Consider the following 13,239-nt stretch of genomic DNA (forward strand, 5'->3'; position numbering starts at 1 on the left):
CCCTGCTTCGCGAGAGTAGCGAATACTGTCGACAACGGCGACCCGACACAGGCAAATGGCAGACTGACGCGTATGGGTGGGGTGACAGTTCTCGTTGCGTCGTACGCCGGTGCCGCCAGCGCGCCCGCGTACGCACGGCTGGCGGGCCTGGCAGCGGAACTACCCGGGGAGCGCCTGATACGGCGGGACGCCGGGTGGCCCGTCCTGGCGTACGGCGATCCGGCGGAAGCGATCGCTGCCGCCGAGACGCTCCGGGAGGCGGCCGCTCTGGTCCCTGCAGGCGAATTCCTGCGGATCGCCTTGCACTCCGCGCCGGCCACCGCACCGGCGGTTCGCCACGCCGAACACCTGCTGGCACTGGCCAACGCCGGGCAAACGTTGCTGACCGCAACAACTGCGACGGCCGTCGAATCCGCGGCGGAGCCTTTACGTGATCTCGGCCTGCACCGGCTGCGGGACCTCGGCTCGCCCGAGCGGATCTTCGAGCTCACCACAACGACGGAGCCGCTGCGTTCTCTCGACCTGGTGCCGAACAACCTTCCGGTCATGCTCACCAGCTTCGTCGGCCGGGCGACCCAGGTCGCCGCCCTCCGCACACAGCTCGCCGGCAGCCGGCTCGTCACACTGACAGGCCCCGGCGGCAGTGGGAAGACCCGCCTGGCCGCGCAAACGGCCGCGCAGCTGGCCGAGCGCTGGCCGGACGGTGTCTGGTGGGTCGACCTGTCCGCGGTGACGGACAGTGCCCAGATTCCCGAGGCGGTCGCCGCCGCCAGCGGTCTGCTGGTCGAGTCGGGAGATCGGCTGCTGATCGGCCAACTGCGGACCAAGCGATCCCTCGTCTGCCTCGACAATTGCGAGCAGATCGTCGACGGTGCCGCTGAGTTCGTCACCGCGCTGCAAACCGGCTGTCCCGAACTCTCGATCCTCGCCACCAGCCGCGAACCGCTGGACGTCCCCGGCGAGACGATCTGGCGCGTCCCGCAGTTGGCGCCCGATGAGGCCCGAGCGCTGTTCCTCGAACGCTCCGCGACCAGCGAAGCCGAGCCGGAGTCGGAGTCGGACGCTGTTCGGGCGATCTGCACGCGGCTCGACGGCATCCCGCTCGCACTGGAGCTCGCCGCCGCGTGGACACGAACCCTGACACCGACGCAGATCGAAGCAGGCCTGGACGACCGGTTCGGTCTGCTGACGAAGAACGTTCGTGGGGTCGCGGCCCGCCAGCGCACGCTCGCCGCATCGATCGACTGGAGCTACGACCTGCTCGACGAGGACGAACGTCGTGCCTTCAGCCGTCTTGCGGTCTTCGCCGGCAGCTTCACCCTGGACGCCGCATCGGCCGTGACCGGCGCCGTGCTCGCTACGATCGCGCGTCTTGTCGACAAATCGCTCGTCGTTGCCGAAGGCGGGCGGTACCGGCTGCTGGAGACGATCCGCGCGTACGCCGCGACTCGCCTGGTGGACGCCGACGACGTACGCGACCGGCACCTCGACCACTATCTGCAGCTCGCCGAGACCGCGGAACCCTTGCTGGACAAGGATCGCGACGCCTGGCGCGCCCTGATCGAGCCGGACCGGGAGAACTTCCGCGCCGCACTGGAGCACGGCCTCGCCGCGGCCGACCCGGAACGCGCCCGGCGACTGGCTGCCGCGCTGAGATGGCTGTGGAACCTCCAGGCGACCGGCACCGAGGGCATCGGCTACCTGCGCCGCGCGATCGACCGCGCACCGGACGACCGAACGGCGCTCCAGGCCCGCTTGCTGTATGCCTACGCGACCGTCGCCGACACCGTCGACCCGTTCGGGTACGACGCCGCGGGCCGCGGGCTGGAGCTCGCGACCGAGTTGCGCGACGACCGGCTGCGTTCGCTGTTCCTCGCACTGGTCGCGGTCGGCGAGTTCTTCACCGACTTCCGGAAGGCCTGGGACCTGACGACCGAGGGAGTATGCCTCGCGGACGGGATCGGCGATGAAGCAGCCCGGAACGCGAACGTCGCGCTGCAGTGCGTACTGCTTGCGCTGTGGGACCGCCACGACGAGCTCCGTCCGCTGCTCGACCGCGCCGCCGACGGCCTGATCGCCAGCGGCGAACGCGGTATCGCCTCCACCGTGCTGACCGTCTGGTCCGAGAGCCTGTTCGCCACCGGGGAGCCGTTGCGGGCGGTCGAAGTGGCCGAGCGTGCTCTCGCCGCGGCCGAGCCCCTCGCCGACTTCCATCGCGTCGGCACGGCTCGCGCGCAGTTGGCGACGATGCTGGTCAGGACAGGCCGCCCCGACGACGCGCGGGCGCTGATGCGGCCGTTGGTCGAGCTGGCCGAGACCGCGGGCGCCGTCGTGCCGAATCTGGGGCAGGCGATGAGCCTGATCTCGTACTGGACCGGCGAGTACGACGCCGCGGTCGACTGGCTGGCCCGCGACACCGTGCCGGACAGCCCGCTCGCCGCGACGTTCGCGCCCGCGATGCTGCTGCCGACCGTCGCCGCGGCGGAACGCGCTCGTGGCCACGACGCCACCGCCCTGCTCGAACGCGCCGCCGAGTTGGCGCGCCGCTACGACCTGCCGCGGATCCTGGCCGACGCGCTCGATCAGCTCGGCCGGATCGCGATCACCGACCACCCCGAGCGGGCGGCAGACCTGCTCCACCAGGCCCTCACGATCCGCGTCGACCACGGCCTGCGCACGTACGTCGTCGACAGCCTGGAATCCCTTGCCCTGCTGGCGAACCACACGAACCGCGCAGCGGACGCCGCCCGGCTCGCCGGCGCAGCCTCCGCCGCCCGCGCCGACCTGGGCCTCGCGACACCGGCTGACCGTCCCGACCTGCCGCCGTCGGACGAGCCGACACTCGCGATGGACGACGCCGTCGCCTACGTCCGCCGTACGCGCGGAGCTCGCGGGCGGCCGTCGTCAGGGTGGGCCAGCCTGACGCCCACCGAGGAGCAGGTGGTTGCCCTCGCGGTCGACGGGCTCAGCAATCCGGAGATCGGCGAGCGGCTGTTCATCAGCCGCGGCACGGTCAAGACCCACCTGGCCCATGTCTACGCGAAACTGGGCGTCTCCAACCGCACCGAACTGGCGTCCCTCAAGAAGCCCTGAGCATCTCCAGCGCCGTCGCGAAAACCCGGCCGGTTACTTCTCCTTGGAGAGTTTGCTGGGCCACCAGATCTTCGGGCCGACGTCGTGGGCGAGGGAGGGGACCAGGAGGGAGCGGACGACGGTGGTGTCGAGAAGGACGCCGAAGGCGACCATGAAGGCGATCTGGACCAGGAACAGGATGGGCAAGACGGCGAGGGCCGAGAAGGTGGCGGCCAGGACGACGCCGGCCGACGTGATGACGCCGCCGGTGACGGCGAGGCCGACCAGGATGCCGGGTCTGGTGCCGTGTTCCTGTGACTCCTCGCGGACCCTGGTCATCAGGAAGATCGAATAGTCGATGCCCAGGGCAACCAGGAACACGAAGGCGTAGAGCGGGATACCGGGATCGGCCCCCGGGAACTTGAAGACGTGGTTGAACACCAGCGCGCTGACGCCGACGGTCGCGCCGAACGACAGCACGTTCGCGATCACCAGCAGGACCGCGGCGGTCAGTGACCGCAGCAGCAGCATCAGGACGACGAAGATCACCGCGAGGATGGTCGGGATGATCACCCGCAGATCGCGTTGCGCGGCGTCCAGCACGTCGAGGTTGATCGCGGTGTTGCCGCCGACCAGGATGTCGGGACTCACCTTGTCCAGCTCGGTCCGCAGGTGCTTCACCACCTTGGTCGCCTCGGGGGAATCGGCCGGGACCTCGAGCGTGGCCTGGACCAGTACCTTGCCATCGACCACCTTCGGCGGTACGCCGGGAGCGGGCGAGGCGGACGCCGCGCCGACACCGTCGACCTTCGTCGCGGTCTGGACCACCTGGTCGGCCTGGGCGACCGGGGTCAGGATCTGCACCGGGGTACCGGCCCCGGCGTCGAAGTGCTTGGCCAGCTCCTCCTGACCGGTGACCGACTCGACCTCGTTCAGGAACAGGTCCTCCTGCGACGTACCGCTGGCCTTGAAGGTCGGCAGGAACGCCGCGCACGCGAGCAACGCCAGCGCCGTGACCACCCAGACCCGCCGGGCACGCCGGCCGACCAGCCCGGACACGCGCCCCCAGAGGCGGCGGCCGCCGACCTGGTCGCTGGAGTGCACGTGGTCGACGCGGGGGATCGACGGCCAGAAGATCCGCCGGCCGAAGGCGAGCAGGATCGCCGGCAGGAAGGTCATCGACGCGATCAGCGCGCCGGCGATGCCGAAGGCGCCGACCGGCCCGAGGCCCTTGGTGCTGCCGAGCTTGGAGAGCAGCAGGCAGAGCAGGCCGAGGATGACGGTCGCCGCGCTGGCCGCGATGGGCTCGATCGAGGCCCGCCAGGCGACCCGCATCGCCTCGTACTTGCTCGTGTAGTCGTGCAGCTCCTCCTTGTACCGGGAGACGAGCAGCAACGAGTAGTCGGTCGCGGCGCCGACGACCAGGATGAACAGGATGCCCTGACTCTGACCGTTCAGCTGCAGGACGCCGTTCTTCGCCAGCGGGTACACCACGAGCGCGGCGAGCGCGAGGCCGAAGACCGCGGTGAGCAGGACGGCGATCGGGAGGATCGGGCTGCGGTACACGATCAGCAGGATCACGAACACGACCGCCAGCGCGACCCCGAGCAGGATCCCGTCGATCCCGCTGAACGCGACCACGAAGTCGGCGAACACCCCACCGGGGCCGGTCACGTAGACCGTCAGGCCGGTCGGTGTCAGGTCCTGCTTGATCGCGGTGCGCAGGCTGTCCGCGACCGCGTACAGGACGGTCTCGCCCTCCGCGACCACCTCGTCGGCGCGGTCGCCGTCGATCTGGACGGTGAGCAGCAGCGCCTTGCCGTCCTCCGACCGGATCGCCGGCGCGACCGGGGAGGCCAGGTAGTCGCCGAGCTTCTTGCCGCCGCCCAGGTCCAGGGTGGCGACCTTCGCCTGGAACGCCTGGACGTTCTTCAGGTCCTCCGGCGTGATGCCGGAGTCACGCTCGACCAGGACGAAGTACGGCAGCGCCTTGGAATCGACGAACTTTCCGGCCTCGTTGGCGACGACCGTGGACTCGGCATCCTTCGGAAGGAAGTTGGCGTTGTCGTTCTGCTGGACCTCGCTCAGCTTGCCGACCGCAGGGCCGCCCAGCGAGGCGAGCACCAGCCAGCCGATCAGTACGGCGGCGATCGCGGCCCGCCAGGCCCAGCGCCGCGGCGGACGCTGCTTCCCACTCGCTCCGGCGGCGTTCTGGTCGTCGTCGTGCACGGTGCCGTCCCCTCGGTCTCCGATCCCGCCCTGAGTCCGAACAGTACCCAGCGGCACCCGCAGATCTCTCACCACCCGGCTGCGGGTGTGCGGGAGCCGTTTCGGCGGCGTAACAACAAGATGACTACTCGGAAACACCCCGGTCATAACGTCCAGGCCTAATCAGTGAGGTCGGATGATCGGAGACTTGCGATGACGCTCGAGGCACGACAAGCGACCGTCGCCAGCCGCGGCCAGACAGACGGCAGTGGTGCGGTGGGTACGGTCGAGGCGCCGCGGCGCGGGCGCTGGATCGACGTCTGGGATCCCGAGGACGCCACGTTCTGGGCCGGGAAGGGCCGGGCGCTGGCCCGGCGGAACCTGTGGCCCTCGATCTTCGCCGAGTTCCTCGGCTTCTCGGTGTGGCAGCTCTGGAGCATCGTCGTGGTGTCGATGCCGAAGGCCGGCTTCACCTACAGCACCGACCAGCTGTTCTGGCTGGTCGCGCTGCCGAGCCTGGTCGGCGCGACGCTGCGGTTGCCGTACACGTTCGCCGTACCGCGGTTCGGCGGGCGGAACTGGACGGTGTTCTCGGCGCTCCTGCTGCTCGTCCCGACCACCGGGCTGGCGTACTTCATGACGCAGCCGGACACGCCGTTCTGGCTGATGGGCCTGGTCGCGGCGACCGCGGGCGTCGGCGGCGGCAACTTCGCCAGCAGCATGACGAACATCTCGTTCTTCTACCCGGAGAAGGAGAAGGGCTTCGCGCTCGGCGTGAACGCGGCCGGCGGCAACCTCGGCGTCGCCGTGGTGCAGCTGCTGGTCCCGGTCGTGATCGTCGCCGGCGCCGGTCTGTCGCTGAACCGATCCGGCCTGATGTGGCTGCCGCTGATCGTGCTGGCCGCGTTCTGGGCCTGGAAGGCGATGGCCAACCTGTCGGTCGCGAACTCGTCGTTCCGGACGTCGATCGCCGCGGCGAAGCGGCCGCACACGTGGGTGATCTCGTTCCTCTACATCGGCACGTTCGGGTCGTTCATCGGCTTCGGCGCCGCGTTCCCGCTGCTGATCAAGACCACCTTCGCCGACATCACGCCGGCGCACTACGCGTTCCTCGGCGCGCTGGTCGGGTCGGTCTCGCGGCCGTTCGGCGGCAAGCTGGCCGACCGGGTCGGCGGCGCGTGGGTGACGGTCTGCTCGTTCGTGGTGATGGGCCTCGGGATCCTGTCCGCGGTGTTCGCGCTGAAGGCGGAGAGTTTCCCCGCGTTCCTGATCAGCTTCCTGGTCCTGTTCGTGGCCAGCGGCATCGCGAACGGGTCGACGTACCGGATGATTCCGGCGGTTTTCCGGCTCACCACGCCGGGTGACCCGGGCCGGGCCCGGCGGGAGGCGGCGGCCTGTATCGGGATCGCCTCCGCGGTCGGCGCGTACGGCGGTTTCCTGGTCCCGCGCGGGTTCGCGATGTCGACGAGCCACTTCGGCTCGCTGATCCCCGCGCTGTACGTGTTCTGCGGCTTCTACGTGGTCTGCCTCGCGGTGACGTACTTCTGCTACCTGCGCAAGGGTGGCCCGCTCACCCAGGAGCGCGTGTGACGGCTACCCACTGTCCGTACTGCGCACTGCAGTGCGCCACGACGCTGCACCCGGTCGCTGGACCGGGTGCGGTGGAGGTGCGGGCGCGCGACTTTCCGACCAATCGCGGTGGGTTGTGCCGTAAGGGCTGGACGGCGCCCGAGGTGCTGACGGTGCCGGACCGGCTCACCGTGCCGCTCGTCCGCAACGCGGCGGGCGAACTGGTGGAGACCAGCTGGGACGCCGCGCTGGACTTCGTGACCGAGCGGATCGAGGCGCTGCAGGCTGCCTACGGGCAGGACGCGGTTGCCGTGTTCGGTGGCGGCGGGCTGACGAACGAGAAGGCGTACGCGCTCGGCAAGTTCGCCCGGGTGGCGCTGAAGACCGCGAACGTGGACTACAACGGCCGGTTCTGTATGTCGTCCGCCGCGGCGGCGACGAACCGGGCGTTCGGGATCGACCGCGGACTGCCGTTTCCGCTGGCCGATCTGGGCGCGGCCGGTGCCGTCCTGCTGGTCGGCAGCAACCTGGCGGAAACCATGCCGCCGGCCGTGGCACATCTGCAGGGCGCACGCGACTCGGGTGGACTTCTGGTCGTCGACCCGCGTCGCTCCGCCACCGCAAGCCTGACCGAGGAAAACGCCGGCCTTCACCTGCAGGCAACGCCGGGGACGGACCTCGCCCTGGTGCTCGCGCTCACCCACGTCGTACTGCAGGAAGGCTTGGCAGACAGCGCATTCCTGGCCGAACGGGTCGACGACCCCGACGTGCTGATGCGTTCTACGGCGTCGTGGTGGCCGGAGCGGGCCGAGCGGGTCACTGGTGTGCCCGCCGCCACGATCCGGCAGGCCGCCCGGGTGCTGGCCGCGGCCGCACCGGTGCACGGCGGCGCCGGGGCGTTCATCCTCACCGGACGTGGGGCCGAGCAGCACAGCAAGGGCACCGACACGGTGACCGCCTGTATCAACCTCGCGTTGACGCTCGGGCTGCCCGGGCGGGTGGGGAGCGGATACGGGTGCATCACCGGGCAGGGGAACGGGCAGGGCGGGCGTGAGCACGGGCAGAAGGCGGATCAGCTCCCGGGGTATCGGAGCATCGAGGACCCGGCAGCACGCGCGCACGTTGCGCAGGTCTGGGGTGTGGACCCGGAGGAGTTGCCGCGGTCCGGGAAGAGCGCTGTCGAGCTGATCGATTCGCTCGGTACTGCGGATGGTCCGAAGGCGCTGTTCGTGCACGGGAGCAACCTGCTGGTGTCGGCGCCCAATCTCGCCTCGGTGCGGGATCGGCTGGCTGCGCTGGACCTGTTGGTGGTCGCGGACGTGGTGCCGTCCGAGACGGCGCTGCTGGCGGACGTGGTGTTTCCGGTGACGCAGTGGGCCGAGGAAGAAGGGACCATGACGTCGCTCGAAGGGCGGGTGCTGCGGCGGCGTGCCGCGGTGCGCGCCCCGGGTGAGGTGCGCAGCGACCTCGCGGTGTTCGCGGGGATCGCGGAAAGGCTCGGAATCGCGGGGTTTTCCACCGACCCGCGCGAAGTGTTCGAGGAGCTGCGGCGGGCGAGTGCCGGCGGAAAGGCCGACTATTCCGGGATTTCCTGGGCGCGGCTGGACGCGGACGAGGCGCTCTTCTGGCCGGTGCCGCACAACGGGCATCCGGGCACGCCGCGGCTGTTCGCCGACGGTTTCCCGACCGCGGACGGCCGGGCCCACGTCGTAGCTGTCGATCACCGGCCGGTGGCGGACGATCTCAACGCCGAGGCACCGCTCTATCTGGTGACGGGGCGGTTGCTGCAGCACTACCAGAGCGGTGCGCAGACCCGGCGCGTTCCGGAGTTGGCCGAGGCCGAGCCGGAGGTGTACGCCGAGATCCACCCGCGGGTCGCCGCGCAGCTCGGGATCGGCGACGGCCGCCCGGTGCGGCTGCGGACGGCGCGCGGGTCGATGCTGCTGCCGGCCCGCGTGACGGCCGACGTCCGGCCGGACACCGTTTTCGTGCCGTTCCACTTCGGTGGCGCGGAGGCGGTCAACGAGCTGACCAACGACGTCCTCGACCCGGTGTCGCGGATGCCCGAATTCAAGGCGTGTGCCGTCGAAGTCACCGCCGCTGCCCTGCCAGCGACGGGAGTGCCGGCATGAGAGTAGTGATCATCGGCGGTGGAATGGCCGGCCGGCGGCTGGCCGAGCTGCTGCCGCCGGACGACGTGACGGTCCTCGGCGACGAGCCGTCGTACAACCGGGGCCGGCTGACCGAGTACGTCGCGGGCCGCGCAGAGGTTGCTCGCGGCAACGAGCCGGGAGCGATCGTGGTCGCGGTCGACCGGCGCCGACAGGTGGTGACGGACGCCGAGGGACGCCGGTATCCGTACGACCGGCTGGTCTTCGCGACCGGCGCGGTGCCTGTCGTGCCGGAAGGAGTCGGCCCGGCGGCGGGAATTCGTACGCTGCGGTCCGCCGACGATGCCGAGGCGATCGTCGCCGAGGCGGCGCAGGTACGGCGCGCGGTGGTGCTGGGCGGCGGCGTACTCGGCGTCGAAACGGCCTGTGCGCTGCGTGAACGCGGCGTCGCGGTGACCCTGGTTCACGACGGGGAAACCCTTCTGGACAGGACGGTTCGGCCCTCCGCGGGACGGAGGGTGGCGCGCGCGGTCCGGCGTCTCGGCGCCGAGGTGCTGCTCAACGCGGAGCTGGCCGGCACCGACACGAAGGACGGCCGGTTTCGCCGCCTGAGGCTGCGGAACGGCTCCGAGGTGTACGGCGAACTCCTGGTCGTGGCGTGCGGTGTGCGAGCGCGGACAGAGCTGGCGGACGGCCTGACGGTGCGCGGCGGGATCGTCGTCGACGACACGCTGACGAGCCCGGACGACCCGCGCGTGCACGCGATCGGCGACTGCGCCGAGATCGACGGCCGGCTCACCGGCACCGTCGAGTCCGCGTGGACACAGGCCGAGGCGCTGGCGAAACGCCTGACCGGCGAGGCCGCCCAGCTGCCGGACTACGAGGTCGTGCGGGTGACTGCCGGCGGACTCGACCTGCTCGTCCTCGGTGACAAGGACGAGGACGGCGAGGTGGTGCGGCTCGAGGACGACGCGCGCTACGTACGAGCCGTCCTGCGTGACGGCGTGGTGCGCTCGGCCGTCGCGGTCGGTGCGCCGGACGTCGCCGCGGAGCTGGTGCTGCTGGCGGACCGGGGCACGCCGGTGGTCGCGGACGGGCTGCTCGGCACGCCGCCCGCCGTACAGACGAAGAAGAAAGTGGCGACCGTCTGCAGGTGCAACGGCGTCACCAGGGTCGCAATCGAGGCGGCCTGGCGTGGAGGTGCCGACAGTGTCGCCGGCATCGCCGCCACGACGCGGGCGACGACCGGGTGCGGCAGTTGCACCGGCGCCGTCGGCGAACTGCTCGACCGCTTCCGGCGCGGCGAGACCGAACCAGTCCCGAGCAGGAGGGCGACGATGGCAGAGCTGAACAAGGCCAAGCACGTGGTGGTGGTCGGTGGCGGAATGGTCGCCCACCGCCTGGTCGAGGCGCTCCGGCAACGCGACACCGAGACCACCTACCGGATCACGGTCTTCGGCGAGGAGCCGCGACTGCCGTACGACCGCGTCGCACTGACCAGCTACTTCTCCGGGCGCGACCCGCAGGACCTGTCGCTCGGCGACCCGGGCCTCTGGGACGACCCGGCGGTGAACCTGCGCAAGGGCGTCCAGATCACGTCGATCGACACCAAGGCCATGACCGTCACGACGGCCCGCGGCGAGGAGGTCATGTACGACGAGCTCGTGCTGGCGACCGGCTCCGCGGCGTTCGTGCCGCCGGTGAAGAACAACGACGCCCAGGGCTGCTTCGTCTACCGGACCATCGACGACGTCGCCGCGCTCCGGGTGTACGTCGAGCGTCTGAAGAGCGAGGGCAAGCAGGTCAACGGTGTCGTGGTCGGCGGCGGTCTGCTCGGCCTGGAAGCAGCCGGTGCGCTGCGGGCACTCGGCGCCGGGACCAAGGTCGTCGAGTTCGCGCCGCGGCTGATGCCGCTGCAGGTCGACGAAGGCGGCGGCGCCGCACTGTCCCGGTTGATCGAGGGGCTGGACGTCGACGTACTGACCGGGACGCAGTGTCAGCGCGTGAAGCTGACGTCGCAGGGCGCGGCGCGCGCGATGAGCGTGGCCGACGGCCCTGATCTGCCCGCGGATGTGGTCGTCTTCGCGGCCGGTGTCCGGCCGCGCGACGAGCTCGGTCGCGCAGCCGGTCTGCAGATCGGCGAACGTGGCGGCGTCGTGGTCGACGAAGCCTGCCGTACGTCGGTCCCGGGTGTCTGGGCGATCGGCGAAGTCGCTTGTATCGAAGGGCGGGTCTGGGGTCTGATCGCCCCCGGCTACACGATGGCCGAGATCGTCGCGGACCGGTTGCTCGGCGGCGGGGCGACCTTCCCGGGTGCGGACACGTCGACGAAACTGAAGCTGCTCGGTGTCGACGTCGCCAGCTTCGGCGACGCGTTCGGCGCCACCGACGGCGCGCTGGACATCGTGTACGCCGACCCGGTCGCCGGTGTCTACAAGAAGCTCGTGCTGTCCGACGACGCCCGTACGCTGCTCGGCGGCATCCTGGTCGGCGACGCCTCGGCGTACTCCGGACTGCGGCCGATGGTCGGTCGCGAGCTCGGTGCGGACCCGGCCGCGTTCCTGCTGCCGGAAGGCGCCGGGCCGGTGCAGCTCGAGCTGCCCGACGACGCGCCCGTCTGCTCCTGCAACACCGTCGACGCCGGCACGATCCGCTGCGCCGTCCGCGACGAGGGCTGCACCGACATCAAGTCGGTCTGCGGCAAGACCAAGGCCGGCACGTCCTGCGGATCCTGCCTGCCGATCGTCAAGAACCTGCTGAACAGCGAGCTCACCAAGGCCGGCGTCGAGGTCAGCAAGGCGCTGTGCGAGCACTTCGCGCTGTCCAGGGCCGAGCTGTTCGACGTGGTCCGGGTGACCGGGCTGCGGACCTTCAGCGAGATCGTCGAGCGGCACGGCACCGGCCGCGGGTGCGACATCTGCAAGCCCGTCGTCGGGTCGATCCTGGCGAGTCTCGACCCGGCCGGTCACGTGCTCGAAGGCGAGCGCGCGACGCTGCAGGACACCAACGACCACGTGATGGCCAACATGCAGAAGGACGGCACGTACTCGGTCGTCCCGCGGATCCCCGGCGGTGAGATCACGCCCGAGGGGCTGATCACGATCGGCGAGGTGGCCCGCGACTTCGGGCTGTACACGAAGATCACCGGCGGCCAGCGCGTCGACCTCTTCGGGGCCCGGATCGAGCAGCTGCCGGCGATCTGGAAGCGGCTGGTGGACGCCGGCTTCGAGTCGGGCCACGCGTACGGCAAGGCGTTGCGGACCGTGAAGTCGTGTGTCGGGTCGACGTGGTGCCGGTACGGCGTCCAGGACTCGGTCGGGATGGCGATCGCGCTGGAGCTGCGGTACCGCGGGCTGCGCTCGCCGCACAAGCTCAAGCTCGGCGTCTCCGGCTGTGCGCGCGAATGCGCGGAGGCACGCGGCAAGGACGTCGGCGTGATCGCGACCGAGAAGGGCTGGAACCTGTACGTCGGCGGCAACGGCGGGATGACGCCGCGGCACGCCGAACTGCTCGCGTCGGACCTCACCGACGAGCAGCTGTTCCAGGCGATCGACCGGTTCCTCATGTACTACGTGCGGACCGGCGACCGGCTGCAGCGGACCTCGGTGTGGATGCGCGAGATCGGTCTCGACCAGGTGCGGGACGTCGTCCTCAACGACAGCCTCGGGATCGCGGCCGACCTGGACGCGGCGATGGCCAAGCACGTCGACTCGTACGTCGACGAGTGGCGGGCGACGCTCGACGATCCCGACAAGCTGGCCCGGTTCGTGTCGTTCGTGAACGCTCCGGACCAGCCCGACGCCGACCTGCGGTACGTGGTCGAGCGCAACCAGCCGCGCCCGGCCACCTCGGCCGAACGCGGGCAGCTGGAGCCGGTCCTGCTGGCCGGCCCCCGATTGGAGGTACGGCGATGAGTGTCACGGCCGTTGGTACGACGGTGGTCTGTGCTGTCGACGCGCTGCTGCCCGAGCGTGGTGTCGCCGCGCTGCTCGGGGACGTGCAGATCGCGTTGTTCCGCACCCACGACGGCGAGGTGTTCGCCATCGGCAACCAGGATCCGTTCAGCGGGGCGAACGTGATGTCGCGGGGCATCGTCGGCAGCCGCGGCGACGTACCGACGGTGGCGTCGCCGATGTTCAAGCAGGTCTTCGACCTGCGCACCGGGGCCTGTCTCGACGACGCGGACGTGTCGCTGCCCGTGTATCCGGTCGAGATCGTCGACGGACAGGTCGTGGTGGGTACGTGACCGGGGCGATGGGGTGGGGAAGGAATTCAACAC

The 13,239-nt window shown here is 70.6% G+C and carries 6 protein-coding genes; 5 read left to right on the top strand and 1 reads right to left on the bottom strand.

Going from position 1 to position 13,239, the window contains the following annotated elements; all coding sequences use genetic code 11:
- Window positions 1–72: 72 nt before the first annotated feature.
- Window positions 73–3,093: a LuxR C-terminal-related transcriptional regulator gene (locus ABZX12_RS24025; RefSeq protein ID WP_355696441.1), complete on the top strand. Its 3,021-nt coding sequence runs from the start codon at window positions 73–75 to the stop codon at window positions 3,091–3,093.
- Between the two features lie 33 nt (window positions 3,094–3,126).
- Here the strand turns inward: ABZX12_RS24025 and ABZX12_RS24030 are convergent, their stop codons facing one another.
- A complete protein-coding gene (locus ABZX12_RS24030; protein WP_355696443.1) occupies window positions 3,127–5,301 on the bottom strand; it encodes an MMPL family transporter in 2,175 nt (724 codons plus the stop codon).
- A 192-nt stretch (window positions 5,302–5,493) separates the two neighbouring features.
- Here ABZX12_RS24030 and ABZX12_RS24035 point away from each other — a divergent pair, with 192 nt between their 5' ends.
- The 4 genes from ABZX12_RS24035 to nirD are packed head-to-tail and all read left to right on the top strand — an operon-like array spanning window position 5,494 to window position 13,206.
- Window positions 5,494–6,870 carry an MFS transporter gene (locus ABZX12_RS24035; protein ID WP_355696445.1) on the top strand — a complete coding sequence of 459 codons (1,377 nt, stop codon included), beginning with the start codon at window positions 5,494–5,496 and terminating at the stop codon, window positions 6,868–6,870.
- Window positions 6,867–8,981 carry a molybdopterin oxidoreductase family protein gene (locus ABZX12_RS24040; RefSeq protein ID WP_355696447.1) on the top strand — a complete coding sequence of 705 codons (2,115 nt, stop codon included), beginning with the start codon at window positions 6,867–6,869 and terminating at the stop codon, window positions 8,979–8,981. Before ABZX12_RS24035 ends, ABZX12_RS24040 begins: the two co-directional genes overlap by 4 nt.
- The gene (gene nirB / locus ABZX12_RS24045) at window positions 8,978–12,874 is read left to right on the top strand and encodes a nitrite reductase large subunit NirB (RefSeq protein ID WP_355696449.1); all 3,897 of its coding nucleotides are present in this window, start codon (window positions 8,978–8,980) and stop codon (window positions 12,872–12,874) included. The genes ABZX12_RS24040 and nirB overlap by 4 nt, the downstream gene beginning before the upstream one ends.
- Window positions 12,871–13,206 carry a nitrite reductase small subunit NirD gene (nirD, locus tag ABZX12_RS24050; RefSeq protein WP_355696451.1) on the top strand — a complete coding sequence of 112 codons (336 nt, stop codon included), beginning with the start codon at window positions 12,871–12,873 and terminating at the stop codon, window positions 13,204–13,206. Before nirB ends, nirD begins: the two co-directional genes overlap by 4 nt.
- Window positions 13,207–13,239 lie beyond the last annotated feature (33 nt).

The organism is Kribbella sp. NPDC003505 (assembly GCF_040610875.1).
In the GTDB taxonomy this organism is placed as follows: Bacteria; Actinomycetota; Actinomycetes; order Propionibacteriales; family Kribbellaceae; genus Kribbella.